The sequence below is a fragment of the Kribbella sp. NPDC050470 genome (genome assembly GCF_044458365.1).
Lineage (GTDB): Bacteria > Actinomycetota > Actinomycetes > Propionibacteriales > Kribbellaceae > Kribbella.
The window spans coordinates 688,919-708,979 of record NZ_JBITHV010000001.1 but is presented as its reverse complement, the minus strand read 5'-3'; the positions used below and the strand labels follow the sequence as shown (position 1 = coordinate 708,979).

At 70.6% G+C, this 20,061-nt stretch carries 22 protein-coding genes; 14 read left to right on the top strand and 8 right to left on the bottom strand.

Going from position 1 to position 20,061, the window contains the following annotated elements; genetic code table 11:
• The first annotated feature begins 2 nt into the window (after positions 1 to 2).
• From ACIBGM_RS03310 to ACIBGM_RS03300, 3 genes are read left to right on the top strand one after another with little or no spacing between them, the layout of a single operon-like run.
• Positions 3 to 977, top strand: a complete 975-nt coding sequence (locus ACIBGM_RS03310) for an Acg family FMN-binding oxidoreductase (protein WP_360516907.1) — start codon at positions 3 to 5, stop codon at positions 975 to 977.
• Complete coding sequence (locus ACIBGM_RS03305; protein WP_360516904.1) at positions 974 to 1,333, top strand: hypothetical protein; 360 nt, start codon at positions 974 to 976, stop codon at positions 1,331 to 1,333. Before ACIBGM_RS03310 ends, ACIBGM_RS03305 begins: the two co-directional genes overlap by 4 nt.
• Positions 1,330 to 2,697 (top strand): MBL fold metallo-hydrolase, encoded by a 1,368-nt coding sequence (locus ACIBGM_RS03300; RefSeq protein WP_360516901.1) that lies wholly within the window; start codon positions 1,330 to 1,332, stop codon positions 2,695 to 2,697. Before ACIBGM_RS03305 ends, ACIBGM_RS03300 begins: the two co-directional genes overlap by 4 nt.
• Here the strand turns inward: ACIBGM_RS03300 and ACIBGM_RS03295 are convergent, their stop codons facing one another.
• Positions 2,698 to 5,394, bottom strand: coding sequence for a GNAT family N-acetyltransferase (locus ACIBGM_RS03295; protein ID WP_396384335.1), 2,697 nt, complete (start codon positions 5,392 to 5,394; stop codon positions 2,698 to 2,700).
• 151 nt (positions 5,395 to 5,545) lie between these two features.
• On the opposite strand from ACIBGM_RS03295, the gene ACIBGM_RS03290 reads away from it, so the two are divergent.
• From ACIBGM_RS03290 to ACIBGM_RS03280, 3 genes are read left to right on the top strand one after another with little or no spacing between them, the layout of a single operon-like run.
• Positions 5,546 to 7,924 (top strand): phosphoketolase, encoded by a 2,379-nt coding sequence (locus tag ACIBGM_RS03290; RefSeq protein WP_396384334.1) that lies wholly within the window; start codon positions 5,546 to 5,548, stop codon positions 7,922 to 7,924.
• The gene (locus ACIBGM_RS03285; RefSeq protein WP_360516893.1) at positions 7,921 to 8,727 is read left to right on the top strand and encodes a universal stress protein; all 807 of its coding nucleotides are present in this window, start codon (positions 7,921 to 7,923) and stop codon (positions 8,725 to 8,727) included. The genes ACIBGM_RS03290 and ACIBGM_RS03285 overlap by 4 nt, the downstream gene beginning before the upstream one ends.
• 21 nt (positions 8,728 to 8,748) lie before the next feature.
• On the top strand, positions 8,749 to 9,276 hold the full coding sequence (locus ACIBGM_RS03280) for a flavodoxin domain-containing protein (RefSeq protein ID WP_396384332.1): 528 nt from the start codon (positions 8,749 to 8,751) through the stop codon (positions 9,274 to 9,276).
• Here ACIBGM_RS03280 and ACIBGM_RS03275 read toward each other — a convergent pair.
• Positions 9,264 to 9,917, bottom strand: a complete 654-nt coding sequence (locus ACIBGM_RS03275; RefSeq protein ID WP_360516887.1) for a response regulator transcription factor — start codon at positions 9,915 to 9,917, stop codon at positions 9,264 to 9,266. The genes ACIBGM_RS03280 and ACIBGM_RS03275 overlap by 13 nt on opposite strands.
• A 196-nt stretch (positions 9,918 to 10,113) precedes the next feature.
• Between ACIBGM_RS03275 and ACIBGM_RS03270 the strand changes: the two genes are divergently transcribed.
• The gene (locus ACIBGM_RS03270) at positions 10,114 to 10,620 is read left to right on the top strand and encodes a pyridoxamine 5'-phosphate oxidase family protein (protein WP_396384331.1); all 507 of its coding nucleotides are present in this window, start codon (positions 10,114 to 10,116) and stop codon (positions 10,618 to 10,620) included.
• On the top strand, positions 10,617 to 10,760 hold the full coding sequence (locus ACIBGM_RS03265) for a hypothetical protein (RefSeq protein WP_396384329.1): 144 nt from the start codon (positions 10,617 to 10,619) through the stop codon (positions 10,758 to 10,760). The genes ACIBGM_RS03270 and ACIBGM_RS03265 overlap by 4 nt, the downstream gene beginning before the upstream one ends.
• Positions 10,761 to 10,810: 50 nt before the next feature.
• On the opposite strand, the gene ACIBGM_RS03260 is transcribed toward ACIBGM_RS03265, so the two are convergent.
• From ACIBGM_RS03260 to ACIBGM_RS03240, 5 genes are read right to left on the bottom strand one after another with little or no spacing between them, the layout of a single operon-like run.
• Positions 10,811 to 11,050 (bottom strand): SHOCT domain-containing protein, encoded by a 240-nt coding sequence (locus tag ACIBGM_RS03260; protein ID WP_360516881.1) that lies wholly within the window; start codon positions 11,048 to 11,050, stop codon positions 10,811 to 10,813.
• A gap of 25 nt (positions 11,051 to 11,075) precedes the next feature.
• Positions 11,076 to 11,609, bottom strand: coding sequence for a flavodoxin domain-containing protein (locus ACIBGM_RS03255; RefSeq protein ID WP_360516878.1), 534 nt, complete (start codon positions 11,607 to 11,609; stop codon positions 11,076 to 11,078).
• A gap of 19 nt (positions 11,610 to 11,628) precedes the next feature.
• Positions 11,629 to 12,561, bottom strand: a complete 933-nt coding sequence (locus ACIBGM_RS03250) for a universal stress protein (RefSeq protein ID WP_396384326.1) — start codon at positions 12,559 to 12,561, stop codon at positions 11,629 to 11,631.
• A gap of 19 nt (positions 12,562 to 12,580) precedes the next feature.
• On the bottom strand, positions 12,581 to 13,321 hold the full coding sequence (locus ACIBGM_RS03245) for a universal stress protein (RefSeq protein WP_396384325.1): 741 nt from the start codon (positions 13,319 to 13,321) through the stop codon (positions 12,581 to 12,583).
• A gap of 5 nt (positions 13,322 to 13,326) precedes the next feature.
• Positions 13,327 to 13,887, bottom strand: a complete 561-nt coding sequence (locus tag ACIBGM_RS03240) for a hypothetical protein (protein WP_360516869.1) — start codon at positions 13,885 to 13,887, stop codon at positions 13,327 to 13,329.
• 195 nt (positions 13,888 to 14,082) lie between these two features.
• Here ACIBGM_RS03240 and ACIBGM_RS03235 point away from each other — a divergent pair, with 195 nt between their 5' ends.
• The 4 genes from ACIBGM_RS03235 to ACIBGM_RS03220 are packed head-to-tail and all read left to right on the top strand — an operon-like array spanning position 14,083 to position 17,025.
• Positions 14,083 to 14,688, top strand: coding sequence for a hypothetical protein (locus ACIBGM_RS03235; protein WP_396384323.1), 606 nt, complete (start codon positions 14,083 to 14,085; stop codon positions 14,686 to 14,688).
• A complete protein-coding gene (locus tag ACIBGM_RS03230) occupies positions 14,685 to 15,653 on the top strand; it encodes an Acg family FMN-binding oxidoreductase (RefSeq protein ID WP_396384321.1) in 969 nt (322 codons plus the stop codon). Before ACIBGM_RS03235 ends, ACIBGM_RS03230 begins: the two co-directional genes overlap by 4 nt.
• Positions 15,654 to 15,674: 21 nt before the next feature.
• Positions 15,675 to 16,550: a universal stress protein gene (locus tag ACIBGM_RS03225; protein WP_396384319.1), complete on the top strand. Its 876-nt coding sequence runs from the start codon at positions 15,675 to 15,677 to the stop codon at positions 16,548 to 16,550.
• Between the two features lie 4 nt (positions 16,551 to 16,554).
• Positions 16,555 to 17,025 (top strand): GyrI-like domain-containing protein, encoded by a 471-nt coding sequence (locus tag ACIBGM_RS03220; RefSeq protein WP_396384318.1) that lies wholly within the window; start codon positions 16,555 to 16,557, stop codon positions 17,023 to 17,025.
• A gap of 54 nt (positions 17,026 to 17,079) precedes the next feature.
• Here the strand turns inward: ACIBGM_RS03220 and ACIBGM_RS03215 are convergent, their stop codons facing one another.
• On the bottom strand, positions 17,080 to 18,132 hold the full coding sequence (locus tag ACIBGM_RS03215; protein ID WP_396384316.1) for a zinc-dependent alcohol dehydrogenase family protein: 1,053 nt from the start codon (positions 18,130 to 18,132) through the stop codon (positions 17,080 to 17,082).
• Positions 18,133 to 18,320: 188 nt separating this feature from the next.
• Between ACIBGM_RS03215 and ACIBGM_RS03210 the strand changes: the two genes are divergently transcribed.
• Both ACIBGM_RS03210 and ACIBGM_RS03205 read left to right on the top strand, forming a co-directional pair.
• Positions 18,321 to 19,154, top strand: coding sequence for a universal stress protein (locus ACIBGM_RS03210; RefSeq protein ID WP_360526992.1), 834 nt, complete (start codon positions 18,321 to 18,323; stop codon positions 19,152 to 19,154).
• Positions 19,155 to 19,257: 103 nt separating this feature from the next.
• Complete coding sequence (locus ACIBGM_RS03205) at positions 19,258 to 20,061, top strand: ABC transporter ATP-binding protein (protein ID WP_396384314.1); 804 nt, start codon at positions 19,258 to 19,260, stop codon at positions 20,059 to 20,061.

Here is a 20,061-nt window from a genome sequence, read left to right as displayed (position 1 = left end):
CAGTGTCTGACCAGCAACTGCCGGCGAAGGACGTCGACATCCTGCTCGCGGCGGCCGTCGCGGCCCCGAGCATGCACAACACCCAGCCTTGGCGCTTCGCGGTGAAGGGCCGCGTGATCGACGTCTTCCTCGACGGCTCACGGACCCTGCCCGCCGAAGACCCGACCGGCCGGGCGATGCGGATCGCGGCCGGCGCCGCGACGTTCAACCTGCGCTGCGCCGCCGAGTCGCTCGGCTACGGCACCTGGCTCGGACTCGCACCGTACCCGGAGGAACCCGACCTGCTGGCCAGGATCGTCGTCGAGCCCACCAGCACACCCGACGAGGAACTGAGTGACCTGGCCGGGCAGATCCCGAAGCGCCACACCGATCGCCGCCCCTCCGGCGCCGACCCACTCGCGCAGAGTACGCGGGTGGCGCTCGTCCAGGCGGCGTACGCCGAAGGCGCCGAGCTGACCTGGCTCGACGAGCCCGAGGTCCGCACCGTCCTCGACCTGGTCGTCGAGACCGATCTGCGCGAGATCCACGACTGGCATCGCCGGGCCGAACGCGCCCACTGGGTCGGTGGCGAGCGACCTTCCGAGGGCGTGCCCAGTTCCGCGCTCGGACCACGCTCCGCCAGCTATCCGGCAGCGGTCCGCGACATGGGCACGCGGCCGACCGACCGGATGCGTCAGGAGACGACCTTCGAGGCTCATCCGGACCTCGCCGTACTGTCCACCGCAACCGACGAACCCGCCGACCAGGTCGCCGCGGGACTCGCGCTCGAACGCGTGCTGCTCACCGCGACCCGGGACGGCGTCAACGCGTCCTTCCTCAATCAACCGCTGGAGTACGACGACCTGCGCAGGAAAGTGCAGCGCCTCACGCGGCAGCCGGGACACGCCCACATGATCATCCGCTTCGGCCGCGGCCGTCCGGCCGAAGGCACCGCACGCCGGCCCGTCGCCGACTTCCTCGACAAGGAGCAGTCATGACCACCTCACTGCAGCGTGAGATCGAGAGCTGGGAGGCCGAGCTCGAGCGCATCGCCGAGACCAGCGCGTCCGACAACTGGCTCGTCGAGGAGCGCCGCCTGACCGAAGCGCAGTACACCCTCACCGCGTACCGCAGCCGCATCCTGCCGCTGTTCGCCTTCCGCCAGCAGTACGACGCGATCGTCGCCGACGAGATCATCCACCTGCTCGACCGGCTCGAAGACCTCCGCGACCACCTCTACAGAACCGTCCACCCAGCCGACTCGCACCACCACGTCGCCGAGACCCTCGCCGCCCTCCGGGCCCTCGGACACGTCGCCTACCGCTTCGACCAATCCCTCGAAACCGCCCGATGACCACCCTCACCTTCCTCGGCGCGGCCGGGACGGTGACCGGCAGCAAGTTCCTGCTCGAGCAGGACCGGCACCGCGTTCTGGTCGACTGCGGCCTCTTCCAGGGCGACGCGCGCTGGCGCCGGCGCAACTGGGACCCGTTCCCGGTCGATCCGGCAACCATCTCCGCCGTCGTCCTGACGCACGCCCACCTGGACCACTGCGGATACCTGCCCGGCCTGGTCAGGCAGGGCTTCCGCGGCCCGGTGATCTGCACCCCGGGGACGGCGGACGTCGCGGCAATCGTGCTCCGCGATGCGGCCCACCTGCAGGTGGAGGACGCACAGCACGCGCGGCTCGAGGGCTACTCGCGACATGATCCGCCACTGCCGTTGTTCGACACAGATGACGCCGAACGAGCGATCCGCCTGTTCCGGCCCACTGCCGACCGGGTCGAGCTTCCCGGCGGCATCACTGTCGCCCTGCATCGGGCCGGGCACATCCTCGGCTCCGCGTTCGCCGAGCTCGACCTGGACGGGCGTCGGCTCCTGGTCAGCGGGGACCTCGGCCGCCAGGACCATCCGTTGCTGCTGCCACCCGAGACTCCTCCGGCGGTCGACACCGTCCTGGTCGAGGCGACGTACGGCGACCGGCTCCACCAGCCGCTCGACCACGCCCGGCTCGGACGGCTGATCAGCTCCACAGCCGAACGCGGCGGCGTCGTGCTGATCCCGGCCTTCGCGATCGACCGTACGGCGGTCCTGCTGCATGAGCTCACCGGCCTGGCCCGGGAGGGCCTGATGCCCAGGCTGCCCGTCTACGTCAACAGCCCGATGGCACTCGCCGCACTGAACGTCTACCGCTCGGCCGTCAGCAGCAAGGCTCCCGAGTTGCGGCCCGAGGTCGTCGGCGGCCCGGATCCGTTCGACCCCGGCGATCTGCGCCTGGTCCACTCGGTGGAGGAATCCATCCGGATCAGTGATCCCGGTCGCCCGTCGGTGGTGATCTCGGCGTCCGGGATGGCGACCGGCGGCCGCGTGCTGCACCACCTCGCCAGGCTGCTGCCCGGGGCACGGAACACCGTCGTGCTCCCCGGCTTCCAGGTCCCCGGAACCCGTGGCCGGGCGCTGCTCGACGGCGCCCGCTCGGTCAAGATCCACGGGCGGTATGTCCCGGTGCGGGCCCGGGTCGTCGGGCTGCCCGAGTTCTCCGCGCACGCCGACGCCGACGAGCTGGTGCAGTGGCTCTCCGCGGCGCCGCAGCCGCCCGAGGTCGTGTACGTCGTCCACGGTGAGGACCACGCCCGCGCCGAGCTCGCCGACCGAATCCAGGACGAGCTCGACTGGACCGCCGTGACCCCCGGCCACCTCGAGCGAGTCAAAGTCTGATCAGGAACGCAGCCGGCGGGCGTACCAGTCGGGCTCGGGGCTCGCCGGGGCGAGGCGCATGCGGACGTCGACCGCGAACACGCCGGTCGCGCCGGCGATCAGCGGGTTGATGTCGAGCTCGGCCAGCTCGGGGACCTGCTCGGCCAGCCACGCGATCCGGTGGATCACGTCCAGCACGGCCGTCTGGTCGGCGGCTTCCGCGCCTCGGTAGCCGGCGAGCAGCACTGCGCACCGCAGTGATCGCACCATGTCCGCCGCGTCCAGGTCCGTCAGCGGCAGGCCGCGCCACTGGCGATCGGCCAGCAGGTCTGTCAGCACGCCACCGCTTCCGGCCATCACCAGCGGGCCGAAGAGCGGATCCCGGACGACGCCGATGACCAATTCGGTTCCAGCGGGGGCCATCGCCTGGATCACGACGTCCGGGTCCTGAGCCGCCGCGGTGACCTCGTCGTACGCGGCCGCCAGCTGCAGCTGGTCGGCCAGCCCAATCCGCACTCCCCCGATGTCGGTCTTGTGCAGGACAGTCCGCGACGCGGTCTTCAGCGCGACCGGGTAGCCGATCGACTTCGCCACCCGGATCGCATCCGCCCGGGTCGATGCCACGGTCACCGGGATCGCCTTGACTCCGGCGCTCTGCAGCAGCTGTCCCACTCGCACCTGATCCATCCAGCCACCCTCAGGACACTCGTCGAGGAAGCCGCGAACCACGGCTCGCGCACCGGCGGCATCGACCCGGGCAAGCTCCGGTACGGCGCCCTGCGGACGAGCCCGCCACTCGGCGTACCGGACTGCGTGTGCCAGCGCCCGTACGGCGCTCTCGGGGAACGGGAAGACCGGCAGCCGCCGCCCGCCCGCCACCACGATCTCGGGGGCAGCGTCGAGCGCACCGACGCAGTTCACCAGGATCGGCAGGTCGGAACCGGCCGCCGAGTGGGCGATCGCGTCGTAGATCTCGTCGACGCGGCCGGCGCGGGTGGCCGCGTAGTTGATCAGCACCGAGTCGACCTCGCCGCTGTCGGCGATGAGCCGCAAAGCCTGTCCGAGGCTGCTCGGTGACGCAGCTGCGCCGAGGTCGACGGGGTTACCGCTGCCGACCGCGCCGAGTTCCATAAGTTCGGACTGAACCGCGTCACTCAGCTCCGGCAGCTCCAGACCGAGCCGCCCGGCCGCGTCCGCGGCCAGCACCCCGGCACCACCGGCGTTACCGACCACAGCCAGCCGACGGCCGCGTGGCAGCGGCAAGGCAGCGAGGACACGAGCCGTCTCGACCAGCTCCTCGAGCGTGTCCATCCGCAGTACGCCGGACTGCGCGAACAATGCGTCGACAGCAGTCTCCGGAGTCGACGCGGCGGCGGTGTGCGAGGCACCGGCCCGCCGGCCACCCGCGGAACGGCCGCCCTTGACGACGAGAATCGGCTTCGTCCGGCCGACCAGCCGCGCCAATCCGCCGAACTTCCGCGGGTTCCCGAACGACTCCAGGTACAGCCCGATCACCGCGGTCCGCGGATCACCCCACCAGTGCAGCAGCAGATCGTTGCCGCTCACATCGACCTTGTTGCCGAGCGAGACGAACTCCGAGATGCCGAGCCCGCTGCGGCCGGCCTGGTCCAGCACCGCGACGCCGACCGCTCCGGACTGCGCCGCGATCGCCAGCGCGCCGGGTGTCGGCAACACCTCGGCGAACGTCGCGTTCAGCTTGACGGCCGGGTCGGTGTTCACCAGGCCGATGCAGTTCGGGCCGATCAGCCGGATGCTGTGCCGGCGCGCAACCTCCAGAATCTCCTGCTGGGCCGCCTGACCGGCCGTCCCCAGCTCGGAGAATCCAGCGGTCAGCACCACTGCTCCGGCGACGTTCTTGGCTCCGCAGGAGACCAGAACGTGCGGCACCTGCTCGGCCGGAACCGCGATCACCACGAGGTCGACCACTCCCGGCACGTCCTCGACCGATGGGTACGACGGCTGGCCGCCAACGCGGTCGGTGTGCGGGTTCACGGCGTACACGGGTCCGGTGAAGTTGCCTCCGGCGAGGTTCCGGAGCACCTCGTGACCGATCCCACCGGGCTTGCGACCGGCGCCGATGACCGCCACCGCGCGCGGTGCGAACACCCGGTGCAGTGAGCGGTCCTCCGCCGCACGTTCCCGGTCGGCCATCCGCTCCAGCGTCGACGGCCGGTACGCCGTGTCCAGGACCAGCTCCACGACTCCGCTCTCCAGCCGCCGTACCTGCTCGAAGCCCGAGTCGGCGAACACGCGCAGCATGCCGGCGTTCTCGGCCAGGGTGTCGGCGCGGAGTCGCTCCACCCCGTTCTCCCGCGCGGTCGCGGCGAGCTGCTCCAGCAGCAGCGTCCCGATCCCCCGGCCGTGCACCGAGTCCTCCAACAGGAACGCCATCTCGACCTGTCCGGGCCGCAGCGGTTCGTAGCTCGCCACGCCCACCACGCGGTCGTCGTACTCGGCCACCAGCGCGACGTGACCGTCGTGGTCGGCCACCAGGTGGTGCATGTGCTCGTCCGCCATCGACCGGCTGATCCCGAAGAACCGCAGGTACATCGACCGATCCGACACCCGTTCGTTCATCGCACCGAGCGCCGCCTCGTCGTCCGCCCGCACCGGCCGGATCCGCACCACCGACCCGTCCGAGGCCAGCACGTCCCATCCCGCCATGAGCCGGGAATCCGGCCGCTCGACCGTCGTCATGACGTCTCCTTCCGACACTCCTCCAGCTCACCCCGGCAGGGCAGGTCCGGGCCAGAGCCGTACGGTCCCGGCGGCCCAGGACCTTCGACTCTGGGCCCGGGCACCGCTCGGCCGACAGGCTGGTCTCACCCAGCCCTGAACTGGAGGAAGCATGCATGAGCTGACCGGTAAGCCGCTCGCCGACGACGAGGTTGCCGGCCTCGACGCATACTGGCGCGCCGCCAACTATCTGTCCGCCGGCCAGATCTACCTGCTCGGCAACCCCTTGCTCGACGAGCCGCTGCGCCCCGAGCACGTCAAGCCACGCCTGCTCGGGCACTGGGGCACGACGCCCGGGCTGAACATGGTCTACGCGCACCTGAACCGGGTGATCCGCCGCCGCGAACTGACCATGATGTACGTCATCGGTCCCGGGCACGGCGGACCCGCGATCGCTGCCAACACCTGGCTCGAGGGAAGCTACAGCGACACCTATCCGGACGTCTCGCGGGACGCGGCCGGTATGGCGCGCCTGTTCCGCCAGTTCTCCTTCCCCGGCGGCATCCCCAGCCACGTGGCTCCCGAGCTGCCCGGATCGATCCACGAGGGCGGTGAGCTCGGCTACTCGCTCAGCCATGCGTACGGCGCCGCGCTCGACAACCCGGACCTGGTCGTCGCCTGTGTCGTCGGTGACGGCGAGGCCGAGACCGGCCCGCTGGCGACCTCCTGGCACTCCAACAAGTTCCTCGATCCGCGCACTGACGGCGCGGTGCTGCCGATCCTGCATCTGAACGGCTACAAGATCGCCAACCCGGCCGTGCTCGCCCGGATCGGCGACGACGAGGTCACCCGGCTCTTCGAGGGCTACGGCTATCGCCCGTACCTTGTCGAAGGCAACGATCCCGGACACGTCCACCAGGCGCTCGCGCTGACGCTGGACCGGGCTCTCGACGAGATCGCGGAGATCCAGGCCGAGGCCCGGAGCGGGCGAGGCGCGCGACGCCGTGCGTGGCCGATGATCGTGCTGCGCACCCCCAAGGGATGGACCGGTCCGCAGGAGGTGGACGGCGTACCGGTCGAGGGCACGTGGCGCTCGCACCAAGTGCCGTTGTCCCAGGTCCGGACGTCTCCGGATCATCTGCGCCTGCTCGAGAGCTGGTTGCGCAGCTACCGTCCGGAGGAACTGTTCGACGCCGACGGCCGGCCGGTCCGGCAAGTGCTCGCCCAGGTCCCAGCTCCGGACAGCCGAATGGGCTCCAGTCCGCACAGCAACGGCGGTGTGCTCAGCCAGGACCTGAACCTGCCGGATCTTCGCGAGTACTTCGTGCCGGTGCCGGGCCCGGGCGGGACGGACCACGAGCCGACCCGGGTGCTGGGGACCTATCTGCGCGACGTCATGCGCGACAACCTGGCCCACCGGAACTTCCGGGTCTTCGGTCCGGACGAGACCGCCTCCAATCGGCTGGACGCGCTCTTCGAGGTCACCGGCAAGGCGTGGAACGCCGACGTGCTGCCGACCGACGAACACCTGCGCACCGACGGCAGGGTGATGGAGATTCTCAGCGAGCACACCTGCCAGGGCTGGCTGGAGGGCTACCTGCTGACCGGGCGGCACGGCTGGTTCTCGTGCTACGAGGCCTTCGTGCACATCGTCGACTCGATGGTCAACCAGCACGCGAAGTGGCTCAAGGTCACCCGGGCGCTGCCCTGGCGACGGCCGATCCCCTCACTCAACTACCTGCTCACGTCCCACGTCTGGCGACAGGACCACAACGGCTTCTCGCACCAGGACCCCGGGTTCATCGACCACGTGGTGAACAAGAAGGCCGAGGTCATCCGGGTCTACCTGCCGCCGGACACCAACACTCTCCTGTCGACCGCCGAGCACTGCCTGCGCAGTCACGACTACATCAACGTCGTTGTCGCGGGCAAGCAGCCCCAGGCCGACTGGCTCGGCCCTGAGGCCGCCGCCCTGCACTGCGCCCGGGGTCTGGGCATCTGGGACTTCGCGAGCAACGACGACGGTACGCCGGACGTCGTGATGGCCTGCGCCGGCGACGTACCCACCCTGGAGACGCTCGCAGCAGTGAGACTGCTGCGCGAACACCTTCCCGCGCTGAAGATCCGCGTCGTCAACGTGGTGGACCTGATGCGCCTGCAGCCGCAGTCGGAGCACCCGCACGGGTTGCCGGACGCGGACTTCGACGCGCTGTTCACGGCGGACCGGCCGATCATCTTCGCGTACCACGGCTACCCGTGGCTGATCCACCGGCTCACCTACCGGCGGACCAACCACCGCAACCTGCACGTCCGCGGCTACAAGGAGGAGGGCACCACGACGACGCCGTTCGACATGGTGGTCCGCAACGACCTGGACCGGTTCCACCTGGCCCTGGACGTGATCGACCGGGTCCCCGGCCTCGGTCAGCAGGCCGCCGCAGTACGGCAGTGGCTCACCGACCAGCGGGCCCGGCACCACGCCCACATCCTCGCGTACGGCGAGGACCTGCCCGAGATCCGCGACTGGCGCTGGACAGGAGGCTCGTCATGACCGCCGGAAGAGTCGTTGTCGGCATCGACGGTGCCGACGACTGTGAGAACGCGATCCGCTGGGGTGCGGCCGAAGCCGCCGCCCGGGATGCCGAACTGCATCTCGTCCACGCGTTCGTCTGGGCCGAGTTCCGGGTGCGGTTGGGGCCGACTGCGTTCGCTCCCGGCTTGCGTGCGGCGGCTGACAAGATCGTCGCCGACGCGGTCGAGCAGGCCCGGAAGTTCGAGCCGGCCGTGGCCGTCACCGCTCGCCGGGTCGACGGGTTTCCGGCGCCGGTGCTGCTGGCGGAGTCGGGCGATGCCGACTCGGTCGTGATCGGCAGCCGCAACGCCGGCCGGGCGCTGGGGCTGTTCGTCGGCTCGACCGGCCTCGAGCTCGCTGCGCACGCAGGCTGCCCGGTGGTCGTGGTCCGGCCGGGCGACGAGGCACTGGTCGGCGGCGCCGTCGTCATCGGATACGACGGCTCCCCCGCGGCGGACGCTGCCGTCGACTACGGCCTCGGCTACGCAGAACGGCACGGACTGGTCGCCCGGATCGTCACGGTTCGCCCGGAGGGGCAGGACGACGACCACGAGATCACCGCGGCACTTCGGGCCCACGACGTACGCACCGCCGAGATCGTCGAGGTCACCGGTCACCCCGCAGAGCTGCTGCTCGAATGGTCCGCCGACGCCCAGCTCGTGGTCGTCGGATCCCGCGGCCGCGGCGGTTTCGCCGGCCTCCTGCTCGGCTCGGTCAGCCAGACCCTACTGAGCCAGTCCCCCTGCCCGATCGCCGTCATTCCCCCGTCTGCGATCCGTTGACTCGGCCGAAGGAGCTCTGCCATGTCCGGGAACGTGCTGGTGACCTACGCCAGCAAGATGGGCGCAACCCAGGAGATCGCCGAGGCCATCGGCACCGAGCTGCGCGCCCGCGGACACACCGTCGACGTCGACGCCGCCGACCAGGTCCGCAGCGTCGAGCCGTACGACGCCGTCGTGCTCGGCAGCGCGATCTACATGCGGCGCTGGCGACCGGAGGCTGTCCACTTCCTTCGCCGGAACGCCGACCAGCTCCGCAGCCGCCAGGTCTGGCTCTTCCACAGCGGGCCTGTCGGCCCGGACAAAGACGAGGTCCAGGACATGCCGGCCGCCGTACAGCGTCTGGCCGACGACATCGGTGCGGCGCCGGCGGTGACCTTCGCCGGTCGGCTCGAGCCCGAGACCGCAAAGGGGTTCCTCGCCCGTCACCTTGCCACCGGCAACCTGGCGGGTGACTCCCGCGACTGGGACCAGATCCGGAGCTGGGCCGCGGAGATCAGCGCGGCGATCTCCCCGATCCCGGACGTTCCGGGCGACGGCTACCTCGACTGAGTCTTCTTCGCGTGTTCGAGGGCGAAGATGGCGGCCTCGGTGCGACGTTCGACGTTGAGCTTGCGCAGTAGGGACGAGACGTAGTTCTTGACCGTCTTCTCGGCCAGGTAGAGCGACTGCGCGATCTGGCGGTTGGTCTTGCCCTCGGCGATCTCGGCGAGGATGCGGCGTTCCTGCTCGGTGAGCGAGGCGTACCGGGGATCCTCCTCGGCCACCGGGTGCCGCAGGCGTTCGAGCACCTTCCTCGTCATGGCCGGGTCCAGCAGCGACTCACCGGCGGCGAGCCGCCGTACGGCTCCGATCAGGTCGCTGGCGTGCACCTGCTTCAGCAGGTAGCCCGACGCACCGGCCATGATCGCTGTGAACAAGGCGTTGTCGTCGGAGTACGACGTCAGCATCAGGCACGCCGGCGGCTCGTCCATCATCGAGCGAACCTCCCGGCAGACGGTGATGCCGTCGCCGTCGGGCAGCCGGACGTCCAGCAGCGCCACATCCGGCCGTACGGCGGGAATCCGGGCGATCGCCTCGGCGGCCGTGGACGCGTCCCCGACCACCTCGATGTCAGGCTCGTCCTCGAGCAGCTGGTGCAGACCCAACCGGACCACCTCGTGGTCGTCGAGCAGAAACACCCTGATCGTCATCACCATCTCCTTCGGCTTCACCTGCCAGCCTGCAGGTCCGGCGCGCCGTACGGAAGAGGCAAACGGTCCCGGTCCGGACGGGACCTTCGGCACTGCTCACCGTGAACGCGCGGTGCGGCCGTCGGGTCCTCGTGCCCTGCCGCGGCGGGCCGGTTGATGGTTGCCTGGAGTTACCGGAACAAGGAAGGGACGACCGATGGACACCAGGACGCAGCCCGTGGAAGTGCCGGGTGACTTCGGCAACCGGGTCAGGCATCGCCGGACCGAGCTCGGCCTCAGTACGTCGGAGGTCGCCGAGCGCACCGGGATGAGCACCCGCCGTATCGAGCAGGTCGAGACCCGCCCGGTCGCACTGACCGCCGGCGAGCTGGCCAGGCTGGCCCGCGCGCTGGGCACCACGATCAGCGAACTGAGCGCACCGCTGCAGCACCGGACGACCAGACGCGCGCGGATGGGGCCACTGCTCGAGCCGATGCGCCGGGACGAGTGCGTCAAGCTCGTCGAGTCGGGCGTCGTCGGCCGGATCGCCTTCAACAGCGCCGACGGCCTGGTCGTGATCCCGATCAACTACTGCTGGGTGGGTGACCTGATCGTCTTCCGTACCGCGGCCGACAGCGCCGTCGCGCAGTACGACCTGGCCCGATCGCGTTCCAGGTCGACACGGTCGACGAAGGCCTGCGGGATGGCTGGAGCGTCCTGGTGAACGGCCAGGTCCGTCCCGCCACCGAGCCCGAACTGGAGGCCGCACGGGAACGGGTCGAGCCCTGGGCCGGCGGACGGCGCGAGACCTACATGGCCATCGAGCCACAGCGCATCACCGGCCGGCGGATCCGCTCCTGGTAGGTCGACGACGAGGGGCTCACCGTCGATCGGTGAGCCCCTCGGTCGTGGGATCAGATATCCACCTCGTGCTCCCGGAGCCGGGCCCGGGCCTCGTCGAAGTCCTCACGGCTGATCTGACCCGCGGCGAACCGGCGCTCGAGAATGTCGAGCGGTGAGGGAAGTCCGGCCGGCCGCGGCCGTGGCCGGTGGACCAGCCAGACGGTGCCCCACACCGCGCCGCCGACGGCCAGTGCCCACAGCACGAGCCCGAACACGAGCCAGCCCATCCCGGCTCCCATCGAGTGCATCATGGCTCCTCCTTCGGTCCGCAGGCGGTCAGGACGCGACCGCCGAACCGCTGACCATCCGGCCGAGTTCCTCGCCCCACCTGCGGGCCCGCTCGACCTCGTCCGCGCCGATGGGGCCGGTGGTCTCGTCCACGTAGAAGCTCGCCGGCGCGGTCAGCATCCGGAAGCCGTGGTGCCGCAGCACCTTCGCGGCGGACTTGGCCGCCGATCCGGGCAGCCGCCGTACCTTGGTGATCCGGGTGTCGAAGGTGGCCGCGTCAACGTGCTTGCCATCAGCAAGCGTCTCCAGCCAGTCGCGGATTCCGGCCTCGATCGGCATCACGACCTCGTGCTGGTTCTGGGCGTCCCGCCGGGTCGACGCACGGCTCATCGAGAACGCGTGCGTGGGTCCGCCGACGACGACCAACCGCACGTCGCCGGGGAGCTCCGCCGGCGCCTGGTAGGCCGGTACGGTCTCGGTGGGCAGCGTCCGCCGCAGCCCGTCGCGGATCGCGGTCGCGATCTTCTCGGTGTTTCCGTACATCGACTCGTACACGATCAGTGCACGTGTGGCCTCGGACATCATCAGCCTCCGTTCAGGTTCAGTACGTCGGAGTCACAAGTTCACGACGCCGCGCCTCGCGCTGCTTGCGCAGCCGCTCCTGCTCCTCGGCCGTCGGGTGGTGCGGCACGATCGCGACCGGGCAGGTCATGGCGGCGACCGACCGGCGCGCCACCGGATCGATCGGCAACGCCCCGCTGTGCGACCCGACGACGACCAGGCCGACCTCGCCGCTCTCGTGCACCAGCGCCGCGGCCGGTGGCCGGCTGCTCAGGAAGCGGGTCACCTTCACGTCGCCGTACAGGCGCGTCCACGGTGCGAGCGACTCCGACAGCAGGGCATCGGCCCGGCTGATCCACGAGTGCTCCGGATCCTCGTCGTTGAACGCGTGATCCGCCGGCAGGCCGGCGTGCACCACGATCAGGTTCGCCTTCCGTCCGGCCGCGACCCCGAAGGCGAACTCCAGCGCCTCCGCGGACAGCGCCGTACCGTCGATGCCGACGGCAACCCGCCGGTCGGCCAAGGACGGCCGCCACGTGGCAGGTACGACGACCAGCGGGCAGCCGGCCCGGGCAGCCAGGGTCAGGTTGGCGTGGGTGTTGACCAGGCGCTGTGGTCCGCGGCTGCGGGATCTTCCAACCACCAGCATGCGCGCGCTGCGCGCCGCGTGGGCCAGGACCCGCGCGCGCGAGCCTTCGTCAGTGAGCGCAACCAGATCCATCGCGTATCCGTGGTGATGCCGTACGTGCGCAACCGCCACGCGCAACGCGTCGTCGGCGAGCTCGGCCGGAGCCTTCGGCGAGTAGGCAGGCATCATCGGCGAGAACGAGCCGTGCAGTGCGTACGGCGCCACCAGCACCAGCTCGGCACCGGCTCGGAGCGCCTCACCGCACGCGTAGTCCACCACGTGCAGGTTCTCGGCGCTTCCGTCGACTTCGACCACAACCGGACCGCCCCGGTTCCAGGTACTCATCTGCCATCCTCTTCTCTTGCTAGGCCCGTGCCACCGGCACGATGGCGAGCGGGCAGGGTGCATGGTGCAGGACGCCACGCGTGACGGGGCCGAGCAGGAACGAGGCCAGGCGGGTGTGGTGGCGGGTGCCGACCACCAGTAGTTGCGCGTCGGCTTCCTCGGCGGCGGTCACGACGCCGTCGACCACATGGCCGCGCCGGACGCGGACCTGAATGGTCGCCTCCGGGTGTTTCGCGCGCCACTCGGCCGCCACGTTCTCGAAGTGCCGCTCGGCGTTCTCCGTCCACTCGGCACCGACGCCGGCGACGTTCATCGCGTCCCAGCTGTACATTGCCGGCAGATCCCAGACGTGCACGAACCGGACCGGCAGCTGCCGCTCGGTCGCCTCGGCGATCGCGAACTCGATCACCGCCGTGTTCTCGTCGGAGTCGTCCAGTGCGACGAGCACCGGACCGGCGTGATCGGACGGCATCCAGTGCTCGGGCACGATCACCACCGGCACCTTCGCCTCGACTGCGACCGCCTCCGAGGTGGAGGGGGCCAGCAACCGCCGGAACGTCCCCAGTTCGCGGCGGCCGACCACGAGCATCCGGCTGCCGGTCGCCCGGCCGGCCAGCGCCCGGGCCGGCTTCTCCTCGACCACGTAAAGCTCCTGGAGGGGCTCCTGCCGGAGTGTGGACTCCCGCAGGGCCCACTCCAGGGCGCCGGTGTTCCGCCGGGAGTCGTCGACTCCCACGTGGATGACCGGCTTCGGGGTCATCGTGCTCACCGCAGCCAGGGGTACCGGCGGACCGGGTTCAGGCCGCTCCACCACTTGCCGAAGCCCCACACGTTGCCAGCGGCAACCAGCGCGAGGACGACGAGGGTGATGGCGCCGAGGATGTGGTCGTCCAGCACCGGGTTGTTCTCCGGCGGCAGGGCGGCAGTCCACATCAGCACGTACAGCAGGGCGCCGGTGCCGGCCGCGATCCGCATCCCGATCCCCAGGGTCAGCGCGAGACCGATACCGGCCAGGCCGACCATGAACAGCGGGGTGACCCACCAGTCACCGACCAGCGACTGGTAGAAGTCCGCGAACGGGCCGCTGGTGCCCTTGCCCAGGAATCCGGCGGTCGGGTCGCCACCGTCGATCCAGCCCTTGCCGGACGGGGTCGCGTACCCGAAGCCGAACAACTTGTCGAAGAAGGCCCACAGGAAGGTGAGCCCGTACCCAACCCGGAGCACGGCGAGCGCGCGGCCCGCCGCCGTCGTGATGATCGGGTACCGATCGCCGTCGGGCTCCATCCTCGGAGCCGGCATTGCCGGCCGGTGCGGCGTGGTGGTCATGGTGTCGTCCTTTCACTCGTTCTCGACACCTCGATCGTCGATCCGCGGCGCCGATTCGGTCAGGGCCGTTCTCACCCCAGCCCGAAGAGTCCAAGGACCTGCCTGCTCGGGACCCTTGCCGCTGGGAGCCGCTCGCTGCCGGAGAGAGCCTGTGAAGGGACGAAGTCCGTGCCCGGTCCGGCCGAGGAGGCCCAGATGCTCGACGAGCAGCTGCCGAACGAGGCGCTCGGCGTCCTGTTCGACGCCGCGGCCCCGGCAAGCGCGGTACGCCCCTGGCGGATCGACGTCAACGGTCATCTGATCGACGTCTACCTCGACGGCTCGCACGCCCTGCCTGCCCACGACCGGGCAGCGCGAGCACTGCGGATCGCCAGTGGCGCCGCGGTCTTCGACCTGCGCTGCGCCGCAGCGTCGCTGAGCTTCGACAGCTGGGTCAGTCTGTGTCCCTACCGGCACGAGCCCGACCTGCTCGCTCGCATGGTGATCGAGCCGACCGGCCTCCCCGACCAGGAACTGCGGAGCCTGTACGCCGCGATCCGCTCGCGGCACCTGACCCGGCCACCGGCAGCGCCGACCGAGGCAGTCCGGTTCGCCCTGACCCGGGCAGCTGAGCTCGAGAACACCGCGCTGAGCTGGCTCCCCGGTCCCTTCGCGCCGCTGGCGGTGCTGACCACCGACCGCGACGAACCCGCGGACCAAGTCGCGGCGGGCATGGCCCTCGAACGCGTCCTCCTGACCGCCGTCACCTACGGCGTCGCGGCGTCGTACCTCCATCACCTGCCGAGGACAGACCTCTCATGAACATCACCCTGACCGACGACGAGGTGGGCATCCTGCTCACCGCGGCGGTGCACGCGCCGTCGCTGCACAACACCCAGCCGTGGCGTTTCGAGGTGCACGCCCCGGTCATCGACGTACTGCTCGACGCCGAACGCTCGCTGCCGGCCAGCGACCCGGCGGACCGGGCGGCGCGGATCGGCATCGGGGCGGCGGCGTTCAACATCCGGGTCGCGGCAGCGATGCTCGGCCACGACTCCCGGGTCGTTGCCGATCCCGATCCCGGCCGTCCCGACATCGCGGCGCGCGTCTTCCTCGGCGCCCGGAGCACTCCGGTGCCCACGCTCGGCGGCCTGTACGGCGAACTGTCCCGGCGACACACCTACCGTGGACCGTTGCTCGAGCACGCCGTCCCGCCCCGCGTGCAGGGCAGGCTGGACGATGCGGCACGCGCCGAGGGTGCGACGCTGCGCTGGCTCGACCAGGACGCCAAGTCCCGGCTGGCCGGGCTGCTGCGGCGTACCGACGCCGCAGATCTGCGGGACGAGGATCGCCTGCACGAACGGATGAGCTGGATCGGCGGCGACGGCCGGACCGAGGGTGTCCGGGAGAGCGCACTCGGCCCGATGCCGGTGAAGCCTGCACTGGTCCGGGACCTGTCCGCCGGCTTCGACAGCACGCACCGGAGCCAGGCGGTCTTCGAGCAAGACCCTGCCATCGCGGTGCTGTGCACCCGGCAAGAGGACACCGAGGCCTGGCTCAGGGCAGGTATGGCACTGCAGCGCACGCTGCTCGTCGCGACGTCGTACGACCTGGTCGCGTCGTTCCTCAACCAGGTGCTCGAAAGCACCGCGTCGCGCACCCAGATTCGCGACCTGATCGGCGGCCGGTCCTGGCCGCAGATGATCCTCCGCGTCGGCTACCCCGCACAACCCAACCACGTCACGTCCCGGCGGGACTGGCGCGAGTCCTACGACCACTGGTTCTGAACCTCGAACAAGGAGAACAAGATGTCCGCACCGCTAGCCCCGATCGTCGTCGGGTACGACAGTTCGCCGCCCAGCCTCGACGCGTTGCGCTGGGCAACCACCGTCGCCGCCCGCGAGCTGGCGCCGCTGAAGATCGTCGAGGCGTTCGAGCTCGTCGTCTACTCACGGCCGTCGCCGGGCCAGGTCGTGCCGCTCGAGGCATTGCGAACCGCCCGTGAGAAGGGGCTGAGCGCACTGGCCGAGGGAATCCGCCTGCAACAGCCCGGCCTGGTCGTCGAGACAGTCCTCGCCGGAGGCCCGGCGGCCGAAGCCGTGCTGGCCGAGGCCGAGCAGGCGCGGCTGATCGTGCTCGGCTCCCGGGGCCTCGGTGGCTGGAGCGGGCTGCTGGTCGGATCGGTCGCGGTCCAGGTGACCACGCACGCGCAGTGCCCGGTGGTCGTGATTCCGCCCGACCTGCGGCCGCATGCGCACGAGGGCCCCACGGTGGTCGTCGGTGTCGACGGATCCAAGGCGTCGGCGCGGGCGATCGAGTTCGCGTTCGACCAAGCCGAGGCCATGCACGCCCACGTCGTCGCATTGCACGCCTGGACGAGCCCCTTCCTCACCTATGCCAACGGAGCGTCCATGCTCCAGTTCGACGCGCACAAGGTCGAGGACGAGAGCCGGCTCCTGGTGGCCGAGTCCGTCGCCGGCGCCGTCGCCGATCATCCGGACGTCGCGTGGACGACCGAACTCGTCAGCGGCTCCGCGGCGCAGGCACTCGTCCGCCGCTCGGAGTCCGCCGACCTGGTCGTCGTCGGCTCCCGCGGCCGCGGCGGCTTCACCGGCCTGCTCCTGGGATCGGTCAGCCAGAGCGTCCTCCACCACACCCAGTCCCCGATCGCCATCGTCCGCTGACGCCATGCACACCTGGCAGACGAGGACATTCACCGAACAGGCGACGGCTGTCCGGCGCGCTGTCGTGCCCACCGGCCTCTTGGCCGACTGGGTACCGCGGGCCTGCGTGGAAGTCGGCGACTGGTTGTACCGTCAGGGCACGGCTCCCTGCGGATACCCGTTCGCCCGACACCACCCGCTGCACGACGGGTTGGTCGATGTGGAGGCCGGCTTCCCGGTCGCCGTACCCATCATTGCCGACGGGCTGATCGAGCCGTCGGCGCTGCCCGGCGGCCCGGTCCTGGTCGTGCGGTACGCCGGGCCCTACGAGCAGATCGGCACCGTCCAGCAGACCATCGACGACTGGCTGCACGAGGAGGACGCGGACCGCGCGGGCGAGAGCTGGGAGGTGTACCGCGACTTGTCGGCCTGCGACCGGATTGGTCGGCGGATCGAGGTCGTCCAGCCGATCACCTTCGCACACGTACTGGTCTGACGCACAGCAGTCCGCGGCCCGCACCGATCGGTGCGGGCCGCGGATCTCATCGACCTACTCGACGCCCTGCTCGCTGAACAGGGCGACCTTCAGCGCGCCGGTCTCGGCCGGGCGGGAGAAGACGTCGTACGCGTCCTGCATCTCGTCGATGCCGAACCGATGGGTGATCAGGCCGGGCAGCTGCAGCTTGCCGGCCGACAGCATCGACAGCAGCCGCGGGGTCGTCGACGTGTCGACCAGGCCGGTGGTGATCGTGACGTTCTTGATCCACAGGTCTTCCAGGTGCAGCGTCGCCGGCGCGCCGTGCACCCCGACGTTGGCAACCGTGCCGCCGGGACGGACCACCCGGGCGCACAGCTCGAACGTGGCCGGGATGCCGACCGCCTCGATCGCGACCTCCGCGCCCAGACCGCCGGTCAGCTCGCGCACCGTCTCCTCGACGTTCTCGTCCGGGCCGAGGGCGAGATCGGCGCCGCGGTCCAGAGCCGCCTTGCGCCGCGACTCGGCGGCGTCGACGACGATGATCCGCGCCGGGCTGAACAGCTTCGCAGTGGCGATCGCGGCCAGCCCGATCGGCCCGGCGCCCACGATGACCACCGTGTCGCCCGGCGAGACCCGGCCGTTCAGCACACCGACCTCGTACGACGTCGGCAGGATGTCGGCCAGCAGCACCGCCTCCTCGTCGGAGACGTTGTCCGGCAGCTTGTGCACCGACCGGTCGGCGAACGGCACCCGGACCTGCTCGGCCTGGACCCCGTCGATCAGGTGACCGAGGATCCATCCGCCGCCGCCCAGGCACTGCCCGTAGTGCCCCTGCCGGCAGTACTCGCAGCGGCCGCACGACGTGATGCAGGAGATCAGCACCCGGTCGCCCACCGCCACGCCGCGAACGCCGGAGCCGGTCGCCGTGATCGTGCCGACCGCCTCGTGCCCCAGGATGCGGCCCTTCTGCACGGTCGGCACGTCGCCCTTGAGAATGTGCAGATCGGTGCCGCAGATGGTGACCGCGTCGACGCGGACGATCGCGTCCTCGGGGTCCTGGATCACCGGATCCGGCACCTCGTGCCAACTCCGTTGCCCCGGACCGTTGTAGACCAATGCCTTCATCGCAGACCTCCCTCGGCGAAACGTTCCACTCTCGACGATGGCTGTCCGGACCCGGTCGTGGCTGCGGCCGAACCACCCCAGCCGGTGGGACCTTCGGAACCCGCAGCCCGGGACCTTCCGCCCTCCCCGCGCCCGGCCCGCGGAGCTTGACTGGAAGTGCAGAACCGCGAGCCCCGGAAGGTGTCACGATGTCAGCGCAGAGCCCGGTCCTGGTCGGGATCGACGGATCACAAGACGGCCTGCTCGCCCTCACCTGGGCAGCGCGCTTCGCAACCCTGCACCACGCGCCCCTGCACGCGGTTTACGTGCTGGACGACGACCACGACCTCCCGGCGGTCGCACCGCTGCCCGGGCCGGACGACGGCACCGAGGTACTGATCGATGCTGCCCGGGAGCTCGAACGGATCGGCTTCCGAGACGCCTCGCTCGAGGTCTGCCACGGTCATCCGGCCAAGGTTCTGCCGGAGCAGGCCGGACACGCGCGGGCGCTTGTCGTGGCTCGCCGTGGCCTGGGCGGCTTCGCGGAGCTCGTGCTCGGCTCGACGTCGCAGGTCTGTACGGCGCCGAACACCGACGTACCGCTGATCGTCGTACCGGCCATGTGGGATGCGACCGCTCCCCCGCACCGGCGGATCGTCGTCGGTGTCGACGGGTCGCTGGAGGGCCAGGACGCGGTCCGCTTCGCCTTCGAACTCGCGGACGCCACCGATGCCGAGGTGCGCGGCGTGCACGCGGCCGAGTTCCCGGCAGACGTCGGCGGCCGGCCGTGGGCGGCTGTTGCGGACCAACTGCTGACTCGCAGCCTCGACGGGTGGCGGACCAAGTACCCGGGCGTCGTCGTCGACCAGCGAGGGGTGGCCGAGCATCCGGTCCGCGCCCTCGCCCAGGAGTCCGAGCGCGCCGATCTGGTCGTGGTCGGCGGCCTCGGCGAGACCTCGTTCTCCGAGCTGGGAATGGGCCCGGTGTCCCGCGGCGTCCTGTACCACTCCCGCTGCCCGATCGCCGTCGTCCACCATCCCTGAAGGATCGTTGCCATGGACAACATCGTCGTCAGGACGCGCCGGCTGACCAAGCGGTTCGGCCGCCGGACGGCTCTCGACGACCTGGACCTCGACGTCCCGGCCGGTGTCGTCCTCGGGGTATCTCGGCCCGAACGGCGCCGGCAAGACCACGACGATCCGGCTGCTCGCCGGGCTGATCCGCCCGACGTCGGGATCGGCGATGGTCTTCGGGTTCGACGCGGCCGACCAGTACGACGCCCTGCAGCGCCGGATCGGGTACCTGCCCGGTGACTTCGTCGCCTACCCCGGCCTCACTGGGGCGCAGTACCTGACCTACTTCGCCCACCTGTACGGCGGCGTGCCGACGGAGCGGATCGATCTGCTGGCCAAGCGGTTCGACCTGGACCTCGGCGTCCGGATCGGCGCACTGTCCCGCGGCAACCGGCAGAAGGTCGGCATCGTCCAGGCCTTCATGCACGACCCCGACCTGCTGATCCTGGACGAACCGACCACCGGCCTCGACCCGATCATGCAGCGCGAGTTCCGCGAGCTGCTGCGCGAGACCCGGGACGCCGGACGGACCGTCTTCCTCTCCTCGCATGTGCTCTCCGAGGTGGAGGCGGTCGCCGACACGGTCGCCATCCTGCGGGCGGGCCGTCTGGTGACGGTCCAGTCCGTCCAGGATCTCAAGGACCGTGCCCGGCGCCGGCTCGATCTCACGTTCGCCGACGTACCGCCGCTGGAGCGGATCCGCTGCGTGCCAGGCGTCCGGGAACTCACCGTGGACGGCCGCGTCGCGCACCTCTCGATCACTGGATCGACGGCGACGCTGATCAAGGCCGTCGCGCCGTACGACGTCACCAATGTGGTCAGTCACGAGACCGACCTGGAGGCGGCCTTCCTCGACTACTATTCCGGCGAAGGGTGA